Raw genomic sequence first — 22,030 nt, forward strand, 5'->3', positions numbered from 1 at the left:
GACCCTAGCCGCGGTCAGCCGAGCGCGGTGATCAACGCGCGGTGGAACGCGCCGCCGCGCTCGAGCGTCTCGACCGCCACCTTCTCGTTCGGCGCGTGGATCGAGTCGCGCTGCGCCCGCGTCATGTGCAGCGGCGCGAAGCGGTAGACCGAGTCGCTGATCCGGGTGAAGTGGCGCGCGTCGGTGCCGCCCGTCTGCACGTAGGGAACGACGTGCACGTCGGGCCCGAGCACGCCGATGGCGTCGCACAGAGCGCGCCACGCGTCGTTGTCGGTGCGCGACACCGGCGGCGGGTCCTCGCCGTCCATCCGCTCGATTTCGACCTCGAGCCCGCGGAACAGCCGCTCCAGCCTGAGCCGCAGCCGCTCCTTGGTGTCCCCCACCGCGAGTCGGACGTTGACGTTGGCGCGCGCCTCGGTCGCCAGCACGTTGCGCGCCGGGCTGCCGCTGAGCTGGGTGACCGCCATCGTCGTGCGCACGATCGCGCCGGTCTCCTTGCCGAGCCGGGCCAGCAGCTCGGCCACCGGCCGCTTCGCCCGGCGGGCCTGGCGCAGCGCCACGCCGACCGGCCGGGGCACGAGGTCGGCCAGCGCGTCGAGCATCTGCAGCACCGGGTCGGACAGGTGCGGGGTCGCGGGGTGGCGCTCGATCCGCAGCACCGCACGGGCCAGCCGAGCCGTGGCGCCGTTCGGCGACGGCGTCGAGGCGTGCCCTCCCCCGCCGCGGGCCACGAGGCCGACGTCGACCGTGCCCTTCTCGACGATCGCGACCATCGCCGTCGTCGCGGACACGCCGGGCAGGGCGTCGTCGACGATCGCGCCGCCCTCGTCGGAGACGAGCCATGGGCGCACGCCCGCAGCGGCCAGGTGGTCGACGACGTCCGCGGCGCCGCGGCCGAAGACCTCCTCGTCGGCGCCGAAGGACAGGTAGACGTCGCGCGCCGGCTCGAACCCCTCGGTGAGCAGCGACTCCACCGCCTCGGCGATGCAGACCAGCGGGCCCTTGTCGTCCAGCGCGCCGCGGCCGTGCACGAACCCCTCCTCGATCGCGCCCGAGAACGGGTCGCGGTCCCACTGCTCGGCCGGGGCGGGGACCACGTCGTAGTGCGCCATCAGCACCAACGGCCGGTCCGCCGTGCGCCCCGCCCAGCGGAAGAGCAGGGTCCCACCGGGGAACTCCGTGAGCTCGAGCGCGCCGTGCAGGCGGGGGTAGAGCCGTGCGAAGGTCTCCCGGAAGGCGGCGAACTCGGCCTCGTCGCGCTCCTCCGGTGCCGAGACGGTGCGGCAGGCGATCAGCTCGGCGAGACGGTCGGCGGGGGTCATCGTTCCAGCTCCTCTTCCAGCGCGGCCGGATCGGCGAACGCCAGCCGCGGCACGAAGGCCAGGCCGACCGCCGCGACGAACGCGGTGGCCGAGCACACGATCCAGACGGTGTAGTACCCGCTCAGCGACGCGGCGGTGGCGTGGGACGCGCCGGCGGCGAGGGCGACGCCGAAGACGCACGAGGCGAAGGCCCCGCCGATCGTCTTCGTGGTGTTCGTCAGGCCGGTGGCCACGGCGGTCCGGCCCTCCGGGGCCGCGGCGGCGGCCGCGGCCGGCAGCGCCGCGACCAGCGCCCCGGAGCCCAGCCCGGCGACCACCATGCACGCGGCCATCTGCAGCACGGACGCGTGCAGGGGCACCAGCGACGCGTACCCGACTCCCACCAGGGTCGCGGCCGCGATCAGGCAGGCACGCGGGCTGAACCGCTGGCTGATCCGGGCGAACAGCAGCGCGCCCACGAGCATCGAGAGCACGTAGCCGCCGATGATCGGCGCCACGGAGGTCGAGTCCAGGCCGAGCCCGTAGCCGTGCACGTCCGGATCGGTCTGGGCGAAGGTCGACAGCGGGATCTGCGCGCCGAGCACGCTGACGCCGAAGAGCAGCGCGGTGAACTGGACCGGCCACATCGACGGCTGCCGCATGACGCGCAGGTCGATGATCGGGTCGGTGATCCGCAGCTCGTGGCGGCAGAACGGGACCAGCACCAGCGCACCGGCCGCGATGGCGAGCCACGGCCAGGGCGAGTCCGCACCCCAGAGCCGGACGAGCGAGAGCCCGCCGGTGACCAGCAGCAGGCTCGAGCTCAGCCACAGCAGGCCGCGACCGTCCAGGCCCCCGGGCTGCACGACGTGCGTGTCGGGGACGAAGCCGACGATGACCAGCACCACGGCGACGGTGAGCACGGCCGGCACGGCCAGCACCAACCAGATCGGCCCGAACGCGGCCGAGGTCGCGCCCGCCGACAGGGCACCGGCGATGGCACCGGCCTGCAGGGCGGCGACGATCACCCCGGTGGCCCGGCGCGTCGCGGCCGCGCGCAGCGGCAGGCCCACGCTGCGGCGGTAGATCAGGGCCACCTCGAGCGGGAGCCAGACGGTGAAGACGCCCTGCAGGGCCCAGAACACCAGGTACGACTCGAAGCTGCTCGACAGCGCGATCCCCCACGTCGCCACGGCCGTGACGACGGCGGACCAGACCAGCACCCGCTGGTGCCCGACGAGGTCGCCGAGCTTCGACAGCGGCGGCACGCACAGCGCCGAGAGCAGCAGCTGCGCCGCCTCGAACCAGTTGACGTCGGCGTCGTTGATGTCGAGGTGCCGCGCGATGTCCGTGGCCAGCGGCGTGTAGTAGCCCTGCAGGAACCCGCTGACGAACTCGACGAAGACCAGCGCGCCGACGAGTCCGGCTCCGACGGAGGCCGCTCGGTGTCGTCCCATGCGCGACAGGCCAGCCCTCCGGCCGCGACCGGCCGGCACGATCGGCGAGGTCACGAGCCGGCGACGCTGTGCCGGTCGTGCACCAGCCGCGAGAGGACGATCGAGGTCTCGGTCTGGGTGACGTTGGCGGCACCGGCCCGCACCCGTTCGAGTGCCTGCTCGAGGTCGCGCACGTCCTCGGCCACGAGGTGCAGGATCGCGTCGGCCGCCCCGGAGACGGTGGCGGCGGCGTGCACCTGCGGCACCTGGAGGAAGGCCTCGCGCAGCACGTCGGGCGAGATCGTGCCCTGGCAGTGCACCTCGACGTACGCCTCGGTGGTCCAGCCGCGGTGGTGCGGGTCGACGACCACCGTGAAGCCGCTGATCACGCCCGTCTCGACGAGTCGGTCGACCCGCCGCTTCACCGCCGGCGCGGACAGCCCGACGCGCGACCCCAGGGTCGCGAAGCTGGCACGCCCGTCCTCGGTCAGTGCCTCCAGCAGGGAACGGTCGATCTCGTCGAGGGCCATGCACGCAACATACCAATGCTTCATCCCTGAAGTAAGCAACGAACCAGTGCTCGGAGGCAGGAAAAACGGCTGGTTCGCCCGTCCTGCGGTCCCTAGGCTCGAGGGATCCGCACCGAGGGAGTCCCATGTCGCAGATCCTGACCACGCCGGCGGCCGTCACGGCACGTGCCGCGCGTCCGCGGCACTACGTGATGTGCCCGCCGACCGAGTTCGACGTCGTCTACGCGATCAACCCGTGGATGGATCCCACGGTCGCCGTCGACGCCGCGACGGCGCACCGCCAGTGGCAGCACCTGCACGACACCTACCTGGGCCTGGGCCACCGCGTCGACCTGCTGGACCCGGTTCCGGGTCTGCCCGACATGGTGTTCGCGGCCAACGGCGCCGTCTCCGTCGGGCCCCGCACCTACGGCGCCGCGTTCGCGTTCCCGCAGCGCCAGGCCGAGGCGCACGCGCACGTCGACTTCCTGCGCGGCGCCGGTCGCGAGGTCGAGCGCCCGGCTCACGTCAACGAGGGCGAGGGCGACTTCCTGGTGCTGGCCGAGCTCGTGCTGGCCGGGCACGGCTTCCGCACCGCGCGCGACGCGCACGAGGAGGCTGCGCGCGTGCTCGATCGCCGGGTCGTCTCGCTCGAGCTGGTCGACCCGCGGTTCTACCACCTCGATGTGGCGCTCGGCGTGCTCGACGACGGGGGCGGGGCGACTCCGGCGGACGTCGCCTGGTTCCCGGGGGCCTTCAGCCCTTCCAGCCGTCGGGTCCTCCGCCGCCTGTTCCCCGGCTCACTGGAATGCTCGGAGGCCGACGCGCTCGCCTTCGGGCTCAATCTCGTCAGCGACGGCGTCAACGTCGTGCTCCCGAGCGAGGCGGCGGGCCTGGCCGACGCGGTGGCGCAGCGCGGGTACCGCCCGGCGCCGGTCGGGCTGACCGAGTTCGTCAAGGGCGGGGGCAGCGTCAAGTGCTGCACCGCCGAGCTGCACCGCTGAACGGCTCGCACGTCGGGTGGGGCGGGTTCAGACGCCGTCGCTGACGTCGACGTTGAGCACGCGCCACCCCGCGCCGCCGTCCTGCAGCGCCCACTCGTTCTCCTCGCCCGAGGGCCAGGTGACGGTCGCGGTCGCGCTGTCCTCGGTGATCTCGACCGCCACCGGCACGGTCTCCAGGTCGGCGCCGTCGGCGCTCCATTGACCCTGCTGCTCACGCACGTCGGCACACTCGACCAGCACCGGCAGCTGCACGGTCTCCTTCACCGCGGCGCAGTCGCCGGCGTCCGAGGCCACGAGGTGACGGCGCAGCACCTGCTCGACGACCTGCTCGGCACTGGCGCTGGGCGTGGCCGTCGACGGCGATGCTTCCGGCTCGTCCGTCGCCCCGCCGCAGCCGGCGATCAGCACGACGGACGACAGGAGCAGGACGATCGATCGCAGGCGCATGCCCTCAGTCTGCCGCGGCCGCGCGCCGACCCCGACCGCAGGAGGGTTCAGCAGGATCAGGCGGGTTCGGCGCACGGGACACCGAGCTCGGCCAGCCGCGCCGCCCCGCCGTCGAGCGCCGTCAGGACCCACACTCCCTCGGTGGTCACGGTGATCGAGTGCTCGTGATGGGCGGCCCAGGTGCCGTCGCTGGTGACGGCGGTCCAGTCGTCCTCGAGGATCTCGGCGCGCGAGGTGCCCAGCGTGATCATCGGCTCGATCGCGAGCGCCATGCCGAGCGTGATCTTCGGGCCCTTGCCCCGGCGCCCGCTGTTCGGCACATCCGGCGCCTGGTGCATCTCCGAGCCGATGCCGTGGCCCGTGAACCCCTCGGTGATCCCGTACCGGCCCTGGCTGCGCACGTGCGCCTCGATCGCGTGCGAGATGTCGCCCACCCGGCCGCCGATGCGGGCGGCGGCGATCCCGCGCCACAGCGACTCCTCGGTGACCCGGTTGAGCTCGGCGACCTCGGGGGCCACCTCACCGACCGGCACGCTGATGGCCGCATCGCCGTGCCAGCCGTCGACCACGGCGCCGAAGTCGATCGACACCAGGTCACCCTCGGCCAGCACCCGGTCGCCCGGGATGCCGTGGACGATCTCGTCGTTGACCGACGCGCAGATCACCCCGGTGAAGCCGTGGTAGCCCAGGAAGTTCGACGTGGCGCCCTCGGCCGCGAGCCGCTCGCGCGCGAGCGCGTCGAGGTCGCGCGTGGAGACCCCCGGGGCCACGGCGTCGCGCAGCACCTCGAGGGTGCGGCCGACGACCAGGCCCGCGCGCCGCATCGTGGCCAGCTGCTCGGGGGTCTTCAGCTCGATGGACTCACCGAACATGCGGGCGCTCCTGCGGGCTCAGGCCGGCAGCGCGTCGGCGATGCGCTTGCCGACCTCGTCCGGGGTGCCCATGCCGTCGACCTCGATCAGCAGGCCACGGTCGCGGTACACCGCGAGCAGCGGCTCGGTCTCGGTCCGGTACACGTCCTGGCGGTGCCGGATGACGTCCTCGGTGTCGTCCGAGCGACCGCTGACCTTGGCCCGCTCCAGCAGGCGCCCGATCAGCTCGTCCTCGACGACGGTCAGCGCGACGACGCCGTCGAGGGTGGAGCCGAGGTCGGTCAGGATCTCGTCGAGCTTGGCGACCTGGTCGAGCGTGCGCGGGTAGCCGTCGAGCAGGAAGGAGTCGCGGGCGTCGTCCTGCGCGAGCCGGTCGGCGACCATCGCGTTGGTGACCTCGTCCGGCACGTACTCGCCGGCGTCCATGTAGCGCTGCGCCGTCTGGCCGAGCTCGGTCTGCCGCGCGACGTTCTCGCGGAAGATGTCGCCGGTCGAGATGTGCGCGCCGTTGATGCGTGCGGCCAGTGCCACGGCCTGCGTGCCCTTGCCCGCCCCCGGCGGGCCCATGATGAGGAGTCGCGTCACTTCAGGAACCCTTCGTAGTTGCGCTGCTGCAACTGGCTTTCGATCTGCTTCACCGTGTCGAGGCCGACGCCGACGATGATCAGGATCGTCGTGCCGCCGAACGGGAAGTTCTGGTTGGCGCCGACGAGCGCGATGGCCAACATCGGGATCAGGGCGATCAGGCCCAGGTACAGCGCGCCCGGGGCCGTGATGCGCGACAGGACGTAGCCCAGGTAGTCCTGGGTCGGCTTGCCGGCGCGGATGCCCGGGATGAAGCCGCCGTACTTCTTCATGTTGTCGGCGACCTCCTCCGGGTTGAAGGTGATCGACACGTAGAAGTACGTGAAGAACACGATCAGCAGGAAGAAGGTGGCCATGTAGTACGGGTGGTCGCCCGTGACGAAGTGGTCCTGGATCCAGCTGGAGAACCGCGACTCGGCGTTGAAGTTGACCCACAGGACCGGCAGGTACATCAGGCTCGAGGCGAAGATGACCGGGATGATGCCGGCCTGGTTCACCTTGAGGGGGATGTAGGTGGACGAGCCGCCGAACATGCGGCGGCCGACCATGCGCTTGGCGTACTGGACCGGGATCCGGCGCTGGGCCTGCTCGATGAAGATGACCAGCGCGACGACCGCCAGGCCGACGGCGATCACGATCGCGAAGGTGCTCCAGCCCTGCGTCTCGCGGATGTTCCACATCGAGCCGGGGAAGGTCGCGACGACCTGCGTGAAGATCAGGATCGACATGCCGTTGCCGACGCCGCGGTCGGTGATGAGCTCGCCGAACCACATGATGACGGTGGTGCCCGCGACCATCGTGAGGACGATCAGCAGGTACGAGGCCAGGCTGTCGGGGCGGTAGAGCAGCGGCAGGTTGCAGGCGCCCTGGAACAGGTCGCCGCTGCGCGCGAGTGCCACGATGCCGGCAGCCTGCAGGATCGCCAGGCCGACGGTGAGGTACCGGGTGTACTGGGTGATCTTCGCCTGACCGGACTGGCCCTCCTTCTTGAGGGCCTCCAGCCGCGGGATCACGACGACGAGCAGCTGCAGGATGATGCTCGCGGTGATGTAGGGCATGATGCCCAGCGCGAACACGGTCAGCTGCAGCAGCGCACCGCCGGAGAAGACGTTGATGAGCGCGAACAGGCCGGCGTTCTCGCCGCCGGCGGCCAGGTCGACGCACTCGCGCACGTTGGACACGTTGACGCCCGGAGCGGGCAGCATCGAGCCGAGCCGGAAGAGCACGATGATCCCCAGCACGAAGAGGATCTTGCGACGCAGTTCAGGTGTCCTGAACGCGTTCACGAAGACTTTGAGCACGGACTTCCTCCCGCTTCACGGCATGACGCCGTCTGACTGTAACAGTGCGCGAAACGGGCGGGCTCTCCTGTAGGGAGAACCCGCCCGATGATCGCTGAGGCTTGGTGCAACCGCGTCAGGACGCGGTGACCGAGCCGCCCGCGGCCTCGATCTTGGTCTTGGCCGAGGCGGACACCTTGTCGACGGTCACCTGGACCGCGACGTCGATGTCGCCACCGCCGAGCACCTTGACGGGACGGCCCTTGCGGACCGCGCCCTTCTCGATGAGCGACGCCACGTCGACGGCGCCACCCTCGGCGAAGAGCTCGCCGATCCGGCCCACGTTGACGACCTGGTACTCGACCCGGAACGGGTTCGTGAAGCCCTTGAGCTTCGGCAGGCGCATGTGGAGCGGGACCTGGCCGCCTTCGAAGCTGGCCGACACCTGGTAACGGGCCTTGGTGCCCTTGGTGCCACGACCAGCGGTCTTGCCCTTGGAGCCCTCACCACGACCCACACGGGTCTTGGCCTTCTTGGCGCCGGGGGCCGGACGCAGGTGATGCAACTTGATCGCCATGATCAGTCCACCTCCTTCACGGAGAGCAGGTGCGGGATGGTGTTGACCATGCCGCGGATTTCGGGACGGTCCTCGACGACCTTGACGTCGCCGATGCGCTTGAGCCCGAGCGAACGCAGCGTGTTGCGCTGGTTCGACTCACGGCCGATCGCGGACCGGATCTGGGTCACTTCGATCTTGCCCATCAGACGGTCACCTCCGCCTCTCCGTACTTGACCTTGCCGGCCTTGATGAGAGCCGCCGGGGCGACTTCCTCGACGGTCAGGCCGCGGCGCTGGGCCACGTCCTCGGGCGACTCCAGCATGCGGAGCGCCTCCACCGTCGCGTGGACGATGTTGATCGCGTTCGAGGAGCCGAGCGACTTGCTCAGGACGTCGTGGATGCCAGCGGCCTCCAGCACGGCGCGGACCGGGCCGCCGGCGATGACGCCGGTACCGGGGGACGCGGGGCGCAGGAAGACGACGCCGGCGGCCTTCTCACCCTGCACGGGGTGCGGGATGGTGCCCTGGATGCGGGGGACGCGGAAGAAGCTCTTCTTCGCCTCCTCGACACCCTTGGCGATGGCCGTGGGGACTTCCTTGGCCTTGCCGTAGCCGATACCGACCTGGCCGTCGCCGTCACCGACGATGACCAGCGCGGTGAAGCTGAAGCGCCGGCCGCCCTTGACGACCTTGGCCACACGATTGATCGTGACGACCTTCTCGATGTAGTTGGACTTGTCGGCGTTGCGGTCGCCGCGGCCTCCGCGACGCTCGCCACCACCCTGTCGGCGCGTGCTCATGCGGCACTCCCCTTGTTCGTCGTGATGGTCATCAGAACTCCAGTCCGTTCTCGCGGGCACCGTCGGCCAGGGCCGCGACGCGACCGGCGTACTTGTTGCCGGCGCGGTCGAAGACCACGGCGTCGATGCCGGCGGCCTTGGCGCGGTCGGCCAGCAGCTCGCCGACCTTCTTCGCCTTGGCCGTCTTGTCGCCGTCGAACGAGCGCAGGTCCGACTCCATGGTGGAAGCCGAGGCCAGCGTGTGTCCCTCGAGGTCGTTGACGACCTGCGCGACGATGTGCTTGCTGGAGCGGGTGACGACCAGGCGAGGACGCTCGGCCGAACCCTGGATCTTCTTGCGACCGCGGATCTGGCGGCGCTGACGCGACGCGATGCGGCCCGCGGTGTGCTTGGCGTGCTTGATCGAGATTGCCATGGCTTACTTACCAGCCTTTCCGGCCTTGCGCAGGATGCGCTCTCCCGCGTAACGCACGCCCTTGCCCTTGTACGGCTCCGGCTTGCGGATCTTGCGGATGTTGGCGGCGACCTCGCCCACGGCCTGCTTGTCGATGCCCGAGACGGTCAGCTTGGTCGGACCCTCGACGGTGAACGTGATGCCCTCGGGCGCCGTGAAGGGCACCGGGTGGCTGAAGCCGAGGTTCAGCTCGATCTCCGATGGGCCCTTGGGGAGCACGCGGTAACCGACGCCGACGATCTCGAGCTTCTTCTCGTAGCCCTCGGTGACACCGATGACCATGTTGTTGACCAGCGTGCGCGACAGGCCGTGGAGGGCCTTGCTGCGACGCTCGTCGTTCGGACGCTCGACCGCGAGCGCGCCGTCATCGTCCTTGCGGACGGTGATCGGCTCGGCGACGGTGTGCGCGAGCTGGCCCTTGGGGCCCTTGACGGTGACGGTCTGGCCGTCGATGTTGACCTCGACGCCGGAAGGAATGGCGACGGGGAGCTTGCCGATGCGCGACATGTTCAGTCTCCTCTCGTCACCAGACGTAGGCGAGGACTTCCCCACCCACTCCGTTGTTGTTGGCCTGACGGTCCGTCTGCAGACCCTGGCTCGTGGAGATGATCGCCACGCCCAGGCCGCCGAGGACCTTCGGAAGGTTGTTCGACTTCGCGTAGACGCGCAGGCCGGGCTTGCTGATGCGGCGGATGCCGGCGATCGAGCGCTCGCGGTGCGGGCCGTACTTGAGGGTGATGGTCAGCGACTTGCCGACCTCGCCCTCGGCCGGGTCGGCCACGGAGTAGTCGGTGATGTAGCCCTCCTGCTTCAGGATGGCGGCGACGCCCTCCTTGAGCTTGGAGTGCGGCATCGTCACGGCGTCGTGGTACGCCTGGTTGCCGTTGCGGACACGCGTCAGCATGTCTGCGATCGGATCGGTCATCGTCATATCAGTGGTGTTCCGTTTCTCACTGCGGTTTCCGTCTCGTGCTCGCCGGCGGGCCGGCGGGTGGGAGGGGACCTACTGCGGTTGGGTGGTGGTTCTTACCAGGAGCTCTTGGTGACGCCGGGCAGCTCGCCCCGGTGCGCCATCTCCCGCAGGCAGATGCGGCACAGGCCGAACTTGCGGTAGACGGAGCGGGGACGACCACAGCGCTGGCAGCGCGTGTAGCCGCGGACGCCGAACTTCGGCGTACGGGACTGCTTGACCTTCAGACCGGTCTTCGCCATGTCAGTTCTCCTTGTACGGGAAGCCGAGCAGCTTGAGCAGCGCGCGGCCTTCGTCGTCGTTGGTGGCCGTGGTGACGACCGTGATGTCCATGCCCCGGCTGCGATCGATCTTGTCCTGATCGATCTCGTGGAACATGACCTGCTCGGTCAGGCCGAACGTGTAGTTGCCACGGCCGTCGAACTGCTTGGGCGAGAGGCCGCGGAAGTCGCGGATGCGCGGCAGCGCGAGCGTCAGCAGGCGGTCGAGGAACTCCCACATGCGGTCGCCACGCAGCGTGACGTGCGTGCCGATCGGCATGCCCTCACGCAGCTTGAACTGGGCGATCGACTTGCGGGCCTTGGTGACCTGGGGCTTCTGGCCGGTGATGGCCGTCAGATCCTTGATGGCACCCTCGATGAGCTTGCCGTCGCGGGCCGCCTCACCGACGCCCATGTTGACGACGATCTTGGTCAGGCCGGGGACCTGCATGACGTTGTCGTACTCGAACTGCTCGCGCAGCGCGGCCACGATCTCCTCGCGGTACTTCGCCTTGAGGCGGGGCGCGGTGGTGGTAGCCATCTCAGATCTCCTTTCCGGTCTTGCGGCTGATGCGGGTCTTCTTGCCGTCGATGACGCCAGAGCCCACCTTGGTCGTGGTCTTGCCGCCATCGGCGTCGACGACGAGCATGATGTTCGAGACGTGGATCGCGGCCTCGGCGGTGATGATGCCGCCCTCGGCCCCGGTCTGTCCGGCGCGCGTGTGCTTCTGCACGCGGTTCACGCCCTCGACGATGACGCGGTCGTTCTCGAGGACGTTGATGACCTTGCCCTCGACGCCCTTGTCCTTGCCGGCGATGACCTTGACCTGGTCACCCTTGCGAATTCGAGCCATCTCAGAGCACCTCCGGAGCGAGCGAGATGATGCGCATGAACTTCTTGTCGCGCAGCTCGCGGCCCACGGGGCCGAAGATGCGGGTTCCACGGGGGTCGCCGTCAGCCTTGAGGATGACAGCGGCGTTCTCGTCGAACTTGATGTACGAACCGTCGGGACGGCGGCGCTCCTTGACGGTGCGCACGATGACCGCCTTGACGACATCGCCCTTCTTGACGTTGCCACCGGGGATCGCATCCTTGACGGTGGCGACGATCGTGTCGCCGATACCGGCGTAGCGACGACCGGAGCCACCGAGAACGCGGATGCAGAGGATCTCCTTGGCACCCGTGTTGTCGGCGACCTTGAGTCGCGACTCCTGCTGAATCATCTGTCTCTCACTTCGCCTTCTCGAGGACCTCGACCAGGCGCCAGCGCTTGGTCGCCGACAGCGGACGCGTCTCCGACAGGAGGACGCGGTCGCCGACGCCGGCCGCGTTGGCCTCGTCGTGAGCCTTCAGCTTGATGTTGCGGCGCAGCACCTTGCCGTACAGCGGGTGCTTGAAGCGCTCCTCGATGCTGACGACGATGGTCTTCTCCATCTTGTCGCTGACGACCAGACCCTCGCGGGTCTTGCGGGCGGAGCGTTCGTTGTTCACAGCGGTGTCCTTGGTGCTCATGCCTGAACCTCCTCGATGATGCCGAGCTCGCGCTCACGGATGACCGTGTAGATGCGCGCGATGTCCTTGCGCACCGTGCGCAGACGCGCGGTGTTGTCGAGCTGACCGGTGGCGTTCTGGAAGCGCAGGTTGAACAGCTCCTCCTTGGCCTCCTTCAGCTTCGCGGCCAGGTCATCGGCAGTGAGGTCGCGGAGCTCTGCGGCGTTGCTAGCCATCACAGGTCTCCTGTCTCGCGGGAAATGAAGCGTGCCTTCATGGGCAGCTTGTGGATTGCACGGCGCATCGCCTCACGGGCCACCTCTTCGGTGACGCCCGAGAGCTCGAACATCACACGACCGGGCTTGACGTTGGCGACCCACCACTCGGGCGAGCCCTTACCGGAACCCATGCGGGTCTCGGCGGGCTTCTTGGTCAGCGGGCGGTCCGGGTAGATGTTGATCCAGACCTTGCCGCCACGCTTGATGTGACGGGTCATGGCGATACGCGCGGACTCGATCTGACGGTTGGTCACGTAGTGACCCTCGACCGCCTGGATGCCGAAGTCGCCGAAGGCGAGCTCCGTGCCGCCCTTGGCCATACCGCGACGCTTCGGGTGGTGCTGCTTGCGGTACTTGACGCGACGGGGCATCAACATCAGGCTTCAACTCCTTCGGTGGCCGCAGGAGCGGCTGCGGGAGCCGCATCAGCGGCAGCCGGCGCAGCGGCGGGAGCGGCGTCACGAGCGGGACGACGGGCGCCGCCACGCTCACCACGGCCGGGACGACGGCTGCCGGGAGCGGCCGCACGACGGGCCGCCTCGGCCTCGCGCTCGGCGCGGGTACCGGCGACCTCACCCTTGTAGATCCAGACCTTCACGCCGATGCGGCCGAAGGTCGTCTTGGCCTCGTAGAAGCCGTAGTCGACGTCGGCGCGCAGCGTGTGCAGCGGGACGCGACCCTCGCGGTAGAACTCCGAGCGGCTCATCTCGGCGCCGCCGAGACGACCCGAGCACTGGATCCGGATGCCCTTGGCACCGGAGCGCATCGTCGTCTGCATCGCCTTGCGCATGGCGCGGCGGAACTGCACACGACCGGACAGCTGCTCGGCCACGCCCTGCGCGACGAGCTGCGCGTCCATCTCGGGCTGCTTGACCTCGAGGATGTTCAGCTGGACCTGCTTGCCGGTCAGCTTCTCCAGGTCGCCGCGGATGCGGTCGGCCTCGGCGCCACGGCGACCGATCACGATGCCCGGACGTGCCGTGTGGATGTCCACGCGGACACGGTCGCGGGTGCGCTCGATCTCGACGCGGCTGATGCCGGCGCGGTCCATGCCCTTGGTGAGCAGGCGACGGATCTTGACATCCTCACCGACGTAGCTGGAGTACAGCTTGTCGGCGTACCAACGGCTCTTGTGATCCGTGGAGATGCCCAGGCGGAAACCGTGCGGGTTGATCTTCTGACCCATGTCAGTTGCCACCCTTCTTCGTCTCGGTTGCGGGTTCGACGACCACCGTCAGGTGGCTCGTGCGCTTCAGGATGCGGTTGGCCGCACCCTTGGCGCGGGGGCGCCAGCGCTTCATCGTCGGACCCTCGTCGACCATCACCGTGGTGATGACCAGGGTCGAACGATCCAGACCCTCGGTGGTCTCGGCGTTCGAGGCTGCGGAGTCGACCAGCTTGTAGAAGTTCTCGGCCACGGCCTGCGGCTGGAACTTCAGCATGGTCAGCGCGTCCTCGACCCGCGAGCCGCGGATCAGGTCGGCGACACGGCGGGACTTCTGCGCGGTGACTCGCACGTAGCGCGCCACGGCGAACGCGCCGGGGCGGTCGCCGAGCAGGCGCGCGCGGCGCTCGCTCACATTGTCGCGGGTGGTGGCACTCATCGGCGCTTCGCCTTCCGGTCGTCCTTCTCGTGGCCCTTGAACGTGCGGGTGGGAGCGAACTCCCCCAGCTTGTGGCCGACCATCGAGTCGGTGATGAACACGGGAACGTGCTTGCGGCCGTCGTGCACGGCGATCGTGTGTCCGATGAAGGACGGCAGGATCATCGAGCGGCGCGACCACGTCTTGATCACGTTGTGGGTCTCGGCTGCGTTCTGGGCGTCCACCTTCTTCTCAAGGTGGCCGTCAACGAAGGGACCCTTCTTCAAACTACGAGGCATCTTTTTCTCCAGGTCCTCTCTCAGCGGCCGCTCTTGCGACGGCGGACGATCATCTGGTCGCTGGCCTTGCGCTTGCGCGTACGACCCTCGGGCTTGCCCCACGGGCTGACCGGGTGGCGACCACCGGAGGTCTTGCCCTCACCGCCACCGTGCGGGTGGTCGATCGGGTTCATGGCGACACCACGGACGGTCGGGCGCTTGCCCTTCCAGCGGTTGCGGCCGGCCTTGCCCCAGTTGATGTTGGACTGCTCGGCGTTGCCGACCTCACCGATGGAGGCGCGGCAGCGCACGTCGACGTAGCGCATCTCGCCGGAGGGCAGACGCAGCTGCGCCTTCGAGCCCTCCTTGGCGACCAGCTGCACCTTGGCGCCTGCGGAACGGCCCATCTTGGCGCCACCGCCCGGACGCAGCTCGATCGCGTGGATCGTGGTGCCGACCGGGATGTTGCGCAGCGGCAAGTTGTTGCCGGGCTTGATGTCGGCGCCGACTCCGGCCTCGACGGCCATGCCCTGCTTCAGGCCCTCGGGCGCGATGATGTAGCGCTTCTCGCCGTCGGCGTAGTGCAGCAGTGCGATGCGGGCGGTGCGGTTGGGGTCGTACTCGATGTGAGCGACCTTGGCCGGCACGCCGTCCTTGTCGTAGCGCTTGAAGTCGATGATGCGGTAGGCGCGCTTGTGGCCACCACCCTGGTGACGGGTGGTGATGCGGCCCTGGTTGTTGCGGCCGCCCTTCTTGGGCAGCGGCTCGACCAGCGACTTCTCGGGCGTCGTGCGGGTGATCTCGGCGAAGTCCGCCACGCTCGAGCCGCGACGGCCCGGGGTGGTGGGCTTGTACTTGCGAATAGCCATGTGTCAGTCAGTCCTTCAGCTCGGGCTCGAGAAGATGTCGATGCTCTGGCCGGCAACCACGCTGACGACGGCGCGCTTGGTGTCCTTGCGCTTGCCGACGCCGTTCTTGGTACGACGGGCCTTGCCCTTGCGGTTGATCGTGTTCACACCGGTGACCTTGACCCCGAAGATCTCCTCGACGGCGATCTTGATCTGGGTCTTGTTGGCGTCCGGGTGGACCAGGAACGTGTACTTGTTGTCGTCGAGCAGGCCGTAGCTCTTCTCGCTGACCACGGGGGCGATCAGGACGTCCCGTGCGAAGGTTCCGTGGTTCGTCATCAGTTCTCCTCCTGGGCCTCGTCGCCACCGGCCGGGGCGAACCCTGCTGCCTCGGCGGACTCGACCGTGTCGAACCAGACCTCGGCGACCGTCTGGTCGTACCACTGGCCGTCCGGCGTGTGGTACTTCTTCGAGTTCTCGTTGCCCTTGATCTCGTGACCCTTGGGCGCGTTGCCGCTGGCGAGCGGCGCCTTCGAACCCGGGCCGTACGGCTGGGTCTTGGTGGCGCCGGCCTTGGCGTCGTCGTCCGACGCGACCGTCTCGGTGGTCTCGGCCTGGGCCTGGACCTTCTTGGCGGTCTTCTTGGCCGGCTTGGCCGCGGGGGCGTCGGACTCGACGACCGCCTGGCTCAGCTTGACCGTCTCGGTGCCCTCGGCCGAGCGCGCCGCCACGAAGGCGTCGAACGCGGCCTGGGTGAACACCACGTCGTCGGCCAGCAGCACGTCGTACGTGTTGAGCTGGTCGAACGTGATCGTGGCGATCAGCTCGGCGTTGCGCAGGCTCTTGGCCGTCACGGTGTCGTCGCGGTCGAGGACCACGAGCACGCGGGGACGGATCGTGAGCTCACGCACCACGGCGAGCGCGGCCTTGGTGGACGGCGCGTCTCCCACGAGGGAGTCGACGACGTGCAGGCGACCGCTGCGGGCCCGGTCGGTGAGGGCGCCACGGAGAGCGGCAGCCTTCATCTTCTTGGGCGTGCGCTGATCGTACGAGCGCGGCGTGGGGCCGTGCACGATGCCACCACCGGCGTACTGGGGAGCGCGGATCGAGCCCTGGCGAGCGCGGCCGGTGCCCTTCTGGCGGTACGGCTTCTTGCCGCCACCGCGGACCTCGGCGCGCGTCTTGACACTATGCGTGCCCTGACGAGCCGCGGCCAGCTGGGCGGTGACGACCTGGTGCATCAGCGGAATGCTGACGCGGGCGTCGAAGATGTCGACCGGCAGGTCGGCGTCAATGGTCTTGGCCATGTCGGTCAGGCTCCCTTCGCAGCGGAGCGGATGACGACGAGAGCGCCCTTGGCCCCGGGCACGGCGCCCTTGACCAGGATGAGGCCCCGCTCGACGTCGACCGCGTGGACGGTGAGGTTCTGGGTGGTCACGGTGTCCGTGCCCATGTGACCCGCCATGCGCAGGCCCTTGAAGACGCGGCCCGGGGTGGCGCAGCCACCGATCGAGCCGGGCTTGCGGTGGTTGCGGTGCGCGCCGTGCGAGGCGCCGACACCGGCGAAGCCGTGACGCTTCATGACGCCGGCGAAGCCCTTGCCCTTGCTGGTGGCGGTGACGTCGACCTTGTCACCGGTGGCGAAGATCTCCGGGGAGATCTCCTGGCCCAGGGTGTAGTCGGCGACGGCCTCGGTGCGGATCTCGACGACGTGACGGCGCGGCGTGACGCCGGCCTTCGCGAAGTGACCCGCCTGGGGCTTGTTCAGCTTGCGTCCGTCGACCTCGCCGTAGCCGAGCTGCACGGCGCTGTAGCCGTCGAGCTCGCGGGTACGGATCTGGGTGACGATGTTCGTGGAGGCCTCGAGGACGGTCACCGGGACGACCCGGTTGTTCTCGTCCCAGACCTGCGTCATCCCGAGCTTGCGCCCGAGGAGGCCGCGCGTGGTGAGTGTGCTGCTGATCATGGTGTGCGTCCCTCCCTCAGAGCTTGATCTCGATGTCGACGCCCGCCGGAAGGTCGAGTCGCATCAGCGAGTCGACGGTCTTGGGCGTGGGGTCGATGATGTCGATGAGCCGCTTGTGGGTGCGCATCTCGAAGTGCTCGCGGCTGTCCTTGTACTTGTGCGGCGAACGGATGACGCAGTACACGTTCTTCTCCGTCGGCAGCGGCACGGGACCGGCGACCTTGGCGCCAGTGCGGGTCACGGTGTCGACGATCTTCTTCGCCGAGGAGTCAATGACCTCGTGGTCGTAGGCCTTGAGCCGGATACGGATCTTCTGTCCCGCCATGCTCTCGTCGTCCTTTACGTTCGTCTTCGCCAGCCCCCGGGTTCGGGGTAGGCATGCCCCCGCTCCGTTCCCCGAGGTCGGGCGTGTCGCGGCGCGCCTGGCGCGCAAAGGAACACACACTTCTCGAGTTAGGTGGTTGGACCGGCTCCGCCCCGCAGAAGCGGTGCGACTGGCCGGACAACATGGTCTCGGGCTCGGCGCCTACGTTGAGCTGGGCGTGAGTTCCCAACCGCAGGAGCCACCGCGAACATGCCGGGGCAACCTGACCATTCTGACAGACATGCGGCGGCGAACACAAATCGGGTTCCTGCCCCGCCGCTGTGGGCTCGGCCACGCTTCCCTACCGGTGACCGTGGCGCTCGCTGTCCAGGTGCCCGGTCGGCTCCAGCTGGAAGGTCGAGTGGGCCACGTCGAAGTGCTGGCTCAGGCAGGTGACGAGGTGGTCGAGCACGTCGTGCGCGTCGGCCATCGCCACCACCGTGTCGTCCACGACGACGTGGGCGCTCATCACCGGCATCCCGCTCGTGATCGTCCAGACGTGGAGGTCGTGGACGTCGACCACACCGGGCACCCCGAGGATGTGGTCGCGCACCTGGTCGAGGTCGACGTCGCGCGGGCTCGTCTCGAGCAGCACCTCGGCGACGTCGCGCAGCAGGGACACCGCGCGCGGCAGCACGAGCGCCGCGATCACCAGCGACGCGACCGGATCGGCCGCGTCCCAGCCCAGCGTGAGGATCAGCAGCGCGGACCCGATGACCGCGACCGAGCCGAGCGCGTCGCCGAGCACCTCGAGGTAGGCGCCGCGGACGTTCAGGCTCTCCTTCGCCCCGGCCCGCAGGATCACCAGGCCGAGGACGTTCACGGCCAGCCCGATCGCACCGGCGACCAGCGCCCACCCGCCCTCAATGCTCGGCGGGTCCTCCAGGCGGCGAACGGCGTTGACCGCGATGACCACGCAGATGCCCAGCAGGACCAGGGCGTTGGCGCCGGCCGCCAGCACCTCGGTGCGGTGTCGGCCGTACGTGCTCCGCGGACCGCCGGGACGCTGCGCCACCGCGATCGCCGCCAGCGCGAGCACCAATCCGAGGGAGTCGCTCAGCAGGTGCCCGGCGTCGGCCAGCAGTGCCAGCGACCCGGTCAGCGTGCCGACGACGACCTGCAGGACGAGGACGGCGAGCGTCAGGCCCAGGACGAGCGCGAGTCGACCCCGGTGCTCCACCCCGGCGCCGTGCGCGTGATCGTGTCCCACCCTCGCAGGCTACCCATGGCGCCGACGTCCGGGGAAAGAGAGAACCCCCGGGACCGAAGTCCCGGGGGTTCCTCACGCAGTGCGTGTCAGATCAGATCACTTGTGGATCTTGGTGACACGGCCGGCGCCGACGGTGCGGCCGCCCTCGCGGATGGCGAAGCGCAGGCCCTCCTCCATGGCGATCGGCTGGATCAGCACGACCGACATCTCGGTGTTGTCGCCGGGCATGACCATCTCGGTGCCCTCGGGCAGCGTGACGACGCCGGTGACGTCCGTGGTGCGGAAGTAGAACTGCGGACGGTAGTTGTTGAAGAACGGCGTGTGACGGCCACCCTCCTCCTTCGACAGGATGTAGACCTGACCGTCGAACTCCGTGTGCGGGGTGGTCGAACCGGGAGCGATCACGACCATGCCGCGCTCGACGTCCTCACGCTTCGTGCCACGCAGCAGGAGGCCGACGTTCTCGCCCGCCTGGCCCTCGTCGAGGAGCTTGCGGAACATCTCGATGCCGGTGACCGTCGTGGTCTGCTTGTCCTCGCGGATGCCCACGATGTCGACCGTGTCGTTCACCTTGACGATGCCGCGCTCGATACGACCCGTGATGACGGTGCCACGACCGGTGATCGTGAAGACGTCCTCGACCGGCATGAGGAACGGCTTGTCCGTCTCACGCGGGGGCAGCGGGATGTAGTCGTCGACAGCCTTCATCAGCTCGAGGATCGACTCGCCCCACTTGGCGTCGCCGGTCAGGGCCGGGTGGGCCGCGACCTTGACGACGGGGACGTTGTCACCGTCGAAGTCCTGCTCGTTGAGCAGCTCACGGACCTCGAGCTCGACGAGCTCCAGGATCTCCTCGTCATCGACCATGTCGCACTTGTTGAGCGCGACGACCATCGCCGGCACGCCGACCTGGCGGGCGAGCAGCACGTGCTCACGCGTCTGGGGCATGGGGCCGTCGGTGGCGGCGACCACGAGGATCGCACCGTCCATCTGAGCCGCGCCGGTGATCATGTTCTTGACGTAGTCGGCGTGACCCGGGCAGTCGACGTGCGCGTAGTGACGGTTCTCGGTCTGGTACTCGACGTGCGAGATGGAGATCGTGATACCGCGCTGGCGCTCCTCGGGAGCCTTGTCGATCTGGTCGAAGGCCGAGGCCTCGTTCAGATCGGGGTATGCGTCGTGCAGCACCTTGGTGATCGCCGCGGTCAGCGTCGTCTTGCCATGGTCGATGTGACCGATGGTGCCGATGTTCATGTGCGGCTTGGTCCGCTCGAACTTCGCCTTAGCCACTGGGGCCCTCCTGGTTTGGTTTCTCTAGATCTTGTTGACAAAAACGCCGTGTGGCACGCGTCGGTTGCGAACCTCAGACCACCTTATGCGATGGTCCGTGAATCACTCGCCGCGGGCCTTCTTGATGATCTCTTCGGCCACGGCCTTGGGGACCTCGGCGTAGGAGTCGAACTGCATCGAGTACGACGCGCGGCCTGAGGTCTTCGACCGCAGATCGCCCACGTAACCGAACATCTCGGACAACGGCACGAGCGCCTTGATCATCTTGGCACCGCCGTAGCCCTCCTCCATGGACTGAACCTGTCCACGTCGGGAGTTGAGGTCGCCGATCACGTCGCCCATGTAGTCCTCGGGCGTCGTGACCTCGACGGCGAACATCGGCTCGAGGAGAACCGGGTTCGCCTTGCGAGCGGCCTCCTTGAAGGCCTGGTTGCCGGCCAGCTTGAACGCGAGCTCGCTGGAGTCGACGTCGTGGTAGGCGCCGTCCTCGAGGGTGAACTTGACGTCGACCATCGGGTAGCCGGCGAGCACGCCGAACTCCATGGCGGCCTGGCCACCGGCGTCGACCGAGGGGATGTACTCGCGCGGGACGCGACCACCCGTGACCTCGTTGACGAACTCGTAGCCGCCCTCGCCACCGGCGTCGGGGCCGTTGGGCGCCAGGCCGATGACGACCTTGGCGAACTGGCCGGAGCCACCGGTCTGCTTCTTGTGCGTGTAGCTGTGGCCCGTGACCGTGCCGCGGATGGTCTCGCGGTAGGCGACCTGCGGCTTGCCGACGTTGGCCTCGACCTTGAACTCGCGCTTCATGCGGTCGACCAGGATGTCGAGGTGGAGCTCGCCCATGCCGGCGATGATCGTCTGGCCCGTCTCCTCGTCCGTGTGGACCTGGAACGTCGGGTCTTCCTCGGCGAGCTTCTGGATGGCGACGCCCAGCTTCTCCTGGTCGCTCTTGGTCTTCGGCTCGATGGCGACCTGGATCACCGGGTCGGGGAAGGTCATCGACTCGAGCACGATCGGGTTGGCCGAGTCGGCCAGCGTCTCGCCCGTGGTGGTGTCCTTGAGGCCCATCACGGCCACGATCTGGCCGGCGCCGACCGACGCGATCTCCTCACGCTTGTTGGCGTGCATCTGGTAGACCTTGCCGATCCGCTCCTTGCGGCCCTTCGTGACGTTGAGCACCTGCGTGCCGGCCTCGAGGCGACCCGAGTAGACGCGGACGAAGGTCAGCTTGCCCAGGTGCGGGTCCGTGGCGATCTTGAAGGCCAGACCGGAGAACGGCGCCTCGTCGGACGGGGCACGCGTGTCGTTCTTCGTCTCGTCCTTGGGATCGAGGCCGACGATGTCGCCGACGTCGATCGGGCTGGGCAGGAAGTCGACGACCGCGTCGAGCAGGGGCTGGATGCCCTTGTTCTTGAACGCGGTGCCGCAGAGAACGGGGTTGAGCTTGGCAGCCAGGGTCGCGCGGCGGATGGCGGCCTTGAGCACGTCGACGGGGATGTCGGCACCGTCGAGGAACAGCTCGGCGATCTCGTCGTCGACGTCAGACAGCGTCTCGAGCATGGCCTCACGGGCCTCCTCGGCGGCGTCGGCGAGGTCGGCCGGGATCTCCTCGACCGTGTAGTCCTCGCCGATCGTCGTCTCGCCGCGCCAGGTCAGGGCCCGCATGCCGACGAGGTCGACGACACCCAGGAAGTCGGACTCGGCGCCGATCGGCAGCTGCATCACCAGGGCCGTGGCACCGAGGCGCTCACGGATGGTCTTGACACAGAAGTCGAACGAGGCGCCCGTGCGGTCGAGCTTGTTGACGAAGCACATGCGCGGGACGCCGTACTTGTCGGCCTGACGCCAGACGGTCTCGGACTGGGGCTCGACACCGGCCACGCCGTCGAACACGGCGACCGCACCGTCGAGGACGCGCAGCGAGCGCTCGACCTCGACGGTGAAGTCGACGTGACCGGGGGTGTCGATGATGTTGATCTGGTGCTTGTTCCACCAGCAGGTCGTCGCGGCGGACGTGATGGTGATGCCGCGCTCCTGCTCCTGCTCCATCCAGTCCATCGTGGCGCCACCCTCGTGGACCTCACCGATCTTGTACGTGATGCCGGTGTAGAACAGGATGCGCTCGGTGGTGGTGGTCTTACCGGCATCGATGTGCGCCATGATGCCGATGTTGCGGACCTTGGTCAGGTCGGTGGTGATGTCGGTTGCCACGTGAGGATCAGCCTTCGCAGAGATGGGGGTG

Annotated in this window: 32 protein-coding genes; 1 reads left to right on the forward strand and 31 read right to left on the reverse strand. The window is 68.8% G+C overall.

Going from position 1 to position 22,030, the window contains the following annotated elements:
• Positions 1–14: 14 nt before the first annotated feature.
• From AFL01nite_RS03290 to AFL01nite_RS03300, 3 genes are read right to left on the reverse strand one after another with little or no spacing between them, the layout of a single operon-like run.
• A complete protein-coding gene (locus tag AFL01nite_RS03290; RefSeq protein WP_146825756.1) occupies positions 15–1,322 on the reverse strand; it encodes a M20/M25/M40 family metallo-hydrolase in 1,308 nt (435 codons plus the stop codon).
• Positions 1,319–2,758, reverse strand: coding sequence for an MFS transporter (locus tag AFL01nite_RS03295; protein WP_146825757.1), 1,440 nt, complete (start codon positions 2,756–2,758; stop codon positions 1,319–1,321). The genes AFL01nite_RS03290 and AFL01nite_RS03295 overlap by 4 nt, the downstream gene beginning before the upstream one ends.
• 50 nt (positions 2,759–2,808) lie before the next feature.
• Positions 2,809–3,267 (reverse strand): Lrp/AsnC family transcriptional regulator, encoded by a 459-nt coding sequence (locus AFL01nite_RS03300; protein WP_146825758.1) that lies wholly within the window; start codon positions 3,265–3,267, stop codon positions 2,809–2,811.
• Positions 3,268–3,392: 125 nt separating this feature from the next.
• On the opposite strand from AFL01nite_RS03300, the gene ddaH reads away from it, so the two are divergent.
• Entirely contained in the window at positions 3,393–4,250 is an 858-nt protein-coding gene (ddaH, locus tag AFL01nite_RS03305; RefSeq protein ID WP_146825759.1) for a dimethylargininase, read from the forward strand.
• A gap of 27 nt (positions 4,251–4,277) precedes the next feature.
• On the opposite strand, the gene AFL01nite_RS03310 is transcribed toward ddaH, so the two are convergent.
• The 28 genes from AFL01nite_RS03310 to fusA all read right to left on the reverse strand — a co-directional run bounded on the left by AFL01nite_RS03310 (position 4,278) and on the right by fusA (position 21,999).
• Positions 4,278–4,697 (reverse strand): hypothetical protein, encoded by a 420-nt coding sequence (locus AFL01nite_RS03310; protein ID WP_146825760.1) that lies wholly within the window; start codon positions 4,695–4,697, stop codon positions 4,278–4,280.
• 56 nt (positions 4,698–4,753) lie between these two features.
• The gene (gene map / locus AFL01nite_RS03315; RefSeq protein WP_146825761.1) at positions 4,754–5,569 is read right to left on the reverse strand and encodes a type I methionyl aminopeptidase; all 816 of its coding nucleotides are present in this window, start codon (positions 5,567–5,569) and stop codon (positions 4,754–4,756) included.
• 18 nt (positions 5,570–5,587) lie between these two features.
• A complete protein-coding gene (locus AFL01nite_RS03320) occupies positions 5,588–6,154 on the reverse strand; it encodes an adenylate kinase (protein WP_281285725.1) in 567 nt (188 codons plus the stop codon).
• Positions 6,151–7,455 (reverse strand): preprotein translocase subunit SecY, encoded by a 1,305-nt coding sequence (gene secY, locus AFL01nite_RS03325; protein WP_146825762.1) that lies wholly within the window; start codon positions 7,453–7,455, stop codon positions 6,151–6,153. Before secY ends, AFL01nite_RS03320 begins: the two co-directional genes overlap by 4 nt.
• Before the next feature lie 115 nt (positions 7,456–7,570).
• Positions 7,571–8,011 (reverse strand): 50S ribosomal protein L15, encoded by a 441-nt coding sequence (gene rplO / locus AFL01nite_RS03330; RefSeq protein WP_146825763.1) that lies wholly within the window; start codon positions 8,009–8,011, stop codon positions 7,571–7,573.
• Between the two features lie 2 nt (positions 8,012–8,013).
• Positions 8,014–8,196, reverse strand: coding sequence for a 50S ribosomal protein L30 (rpmD, locus tag AFL01nite_RS03335; RefSeq protein ID WP_146825764.1), 183 nt, complete (start codon positions 8,194–8,196; stop codon positions 8,014–8,016).
• Positions 8,196–8,792: a 30S ribosomal protein S5 gene (gene rpsE, locus AFL01nite_RS03340; RefSeq protein ID WP_146825765.1), complete on the reverse strand. Its 597-nt coding sequence runs from the start codon at positions 8,790–8,792 to the stop codon at positions 8,196–8,198. The genes rpmD and rpsE overlap by 1 nt, the downstream gene beginning before the upstream one ends.
• A gap of 31 nt (positions 8,793–8,823) precedes the next feature.
• A complete protein-coding gene (rplR, locus tag AFL01nite_RS03345; protein WP_146825766.1) occupies positions 8,824–9,207 on the reverse strand; it encodes a 50S ribosomal protein L18 in 384 nt (127 codons plus the stop codon).
• Positions 9,208–9,210: 3 nt separating this feature from the next.
• Positions 9,211–9,753, reverse strand: coding sequence for a 50S ribosomal protein L6 (rplF, locus tag AFL01nite_RS03350; RefSeq protein ID WP_146825767.1), 543 nt, complete (start codon positions 9,751–9,753; stop codon positions 9,211–9,213).
• Positions 9,754–9,769: 16 nt separating this feature from the next.
• Positions 9,770–10,177 (reverse strand): 30S ribosomal protein S8, encoded by a 408-nt coding sequence (gene rpsH, locus AFL01nite_RS03355; RefSeq protein WP_146825768.1) that lies wholly within the window; start codon positions 10,175–10,177, stop codon positions 9,770–9,772.
• 95 nt (positions 10,178–10,272) lie between these two features.
• Positions 10,273–10,458: a type Z 30S ribosomal protein S14 gene (locus AFL01nite_RS03360; RefSeq protein ID WP_078699117.1), complete on the reverse strand. Its 186-nt coding sequence runs from the start codon at positions 10,456–10,458 to the stop codon at positions 10,273–10,275.
• Position 10,459: 1 nt separating this feature from the next.
• Positions 10,460–11,017 carry a 50S ribosomal protein L5 gene (gene rplE, locus AFL01nite_RS03365; RefSeq protein ID WP_146825769.1) on the reverse strand — a complete coding sequence of 186 codons (558 nt, stop codon included), beginning with the start codon at positions 11,015–11,017 and terminating at the stop codon, positions 10,460–10,462.
• 1 nt (position 11,018) lies between these two features.
• The gene (rplX, locus tag AFL01nite_RS03370) at positions 11,019–11,330 is read right to left on the reverse strand and encodes a 50S ribosomal protein L24 (protein WP_146825770.1); all 312 of its coding nucleotides are present in this window, start codon (positions 11,328–11,330) and stop codon (positions 11,019–11,021) included.
• A gap of 1 nt (position 11,331) precedes the next feature.
• Positions 11,332–11,700: a 50S ribosomal protein L14 gene (gene rplN / locus AFL01nite_RS03375; protein WP_019143636.1), complete on the reverse strand. Its 369-nt coding sequence runs from the start codon at positions 11,698–11,700 to the stop codon at positions 11,332–11,334.
• Between the two features lie 7 nt (positions 11,701–11,707).
• Complete coding sequence (rpsQ, locus tag AFL01nite_RS03380) at positions 11,708–11,989, reverse strand: 30S ribosomal protein S17 (RefSeq protein ID WP_146825771.1); 282 nt, start codon at positions 11,987–11,989, stop codon at positions 11,708–11,710.
• Positions 11,986–12,204 carry a 50S ribosomal protein L29 gene (rpmC, locus tag AFL01nite_RS03385; protein ID WP_146825772.1) on the reverse strand — a complete coding sequence of 73 codons (219 nt, stop codon included), beginning with the start codon at positions 12,202–12,204 and terminating at the stop codon, positions 11,986–11,988. Before rpmC ends, rpsQ begins: the two co-directional genes overlap by 4 nt.
• Positions 12,204–12,623 carry a 50S ribosomal protein L16 gene (gene rplP / locus AFL01nite_RS03390; protein WP_146825773.1) on the reverse strand — a complete coding sequence of 140 codons (420 nt, stop codon included), beginning with the start codon at positions 12,621–12,623 and terminating at the stop codon, positions 12,204–12,206. The genes rpmC and rplP overlap by 1 nt, the downstream gene beginning before the upstream one ends.
• Positions 12,623–13,432 carry a 30S ribosomal protein S3 gene (gene rpsC / locus AFL01nite_RS03395; protein ID WP_146825774.1) on the reverse strand — a complete coding sequence of 270 codons (810 nt, stop codon included), beginning with the start codon at positions 13,430–13,432 and terminating at the stop codon, positions 12,623–12,625. The genes rplP and rpsC overlap by 1 nt, the downstream gene beginning before the upstream one ends.
• 1 nt (position 13,433) lies before the next feature.
• Complete coding sequence (gene rplV / locus AFL01nite_RS03400; protein ID WP_146825775.1) at positions 13,434–13,850, reverse strand: 50S ribosomal protein L22; 417 nt, start codon at positions 13,848–13,850, stop codon at positions 13,434–13,436.
• Entirely contained in the window at positions 13,847–14,128 is a 282-nt protein-coding gene (rpsS, locus tag AFL01nite_RS03405) for a 30S ribosomal protein S19 (protein WP_078699126.1), read from the reverse strand. Before rpsS ends, rplV begins: the two co-directional genes overlap by 4 nt.
• A 20-nt stretch (positions 14,129–14,148) precedes the next feature.
• Positions 14,149–14,976, reverse strand: a complete 828-nt coding sequence (rplB, locus tag AFL01nite_RS03410) for a 50S ribosomal protein L2 (protein WP_146825776.1) — start codon at positions 14,974–14,976, stop codon at positions 14,149–14,151.
• Between the two features lie 15 nt (positions 14,977–14,991).
• The gene (rplW, locus tag AFL01nite_RS03415) at positions 14,992–15,294 is read right to left on the reverse strand and encodes a 50S ribosomal protein L23 (RefSeq protein WP_146825777.1); all 303 of its coding nucleotides are present in this window, start codon (positions 15,292–15,294) and stop codon (positions 14,992–14,994) included.
• The gene (rplD, locus tag AFL01nite_RS03420) at positions 15,294–16,262 is read right to left on the reverse strand and encodes a 50S ribosomal protein L4, sunset domain variant (RefSeq protein ID WP_146825778.1); all 969 of its coding nucleotides are present in this window, start codon (positions 16,260–16,262) and stop codon (positions 15,294–15,296) included. Before rplD ends, rplW begins: the two co-directional genes overlap by 1 nt.
• A gap of 5 nt (positions 16,263–16,267) precedes the next feature.
• Positions 16,268–16,921 (reverse strand): 50S ribosomal protein L3, encoded by a 654-nt coding sequence (rplC, locus tag AFL01nite_RS03425; RefSeq protein ID WP_146825779.1) that lies wholly within the window; start codon positions 16,919–16,921, stop codon positions 16,268–16,270.
• Between the two features lie 16 nt (positions 16,922–16,937).
• The gene (gene rpsJ, locus AFL01nite_RS03430) at positions 16,938–17,246 is read right to left on the reverse strand and encodes a 30S ribosomal protein S10 (protein WP_078699131.1); all 309 of its coding nucleotides are present in this window, start codon (positions 17,244–17,246) and stop codon (positions 16,938–16,940) included.
• 340 nt (positions 17,247–17,586) lie between these two features.
• The gene (locus AFL01nite_RS03435; protein ID WP_146825780.1) at positions 17,587–18,495 is read right to left on the reverse strand and encodes a cation diffusion facilitator family transporter; all 909 of its coding nucleotides are present in this window, start codon (positions 18,493–18,495) and stop codon (positions 17,587–17,589) included.
• Positions 18,496–18,591: 96 nt separating this feature from the next.
• Entirely contained in the window at positions 18,592–19,785 is a 1,194-nt protein-coding gene (tuf, locus tag AFL01nite_RS03440) for an elongation factor Tu (RefSeq protein ID WP_146825781.1), read from the reverse strand.
• Positions 19,786–19,887: 102 nt separating this feature from the next.
• Positions 19,888–21,999 (reverse strand): elongation factor G, encoded by a 2,112-nt coding sequence (fusA, locus tag AFL01nite_RS03445; RefSeq protein WP_146825782.1) that lies wholly within the window; start codon positions 21,997–21,999, stop codon positions 19,888–19,890.
• Positions 22,000–22,030 lie beyond the last annotated feature (31 nt).

This window comes from Aeromicrobium flavum, assembly GCF_007992115.1.
Lineage (GTDB): Bacteria > Actinomycetota > Actinomycetes > Propionibacteriales > Nocardioidaceae > Aeromicrobium > Aeromicrobium flavum.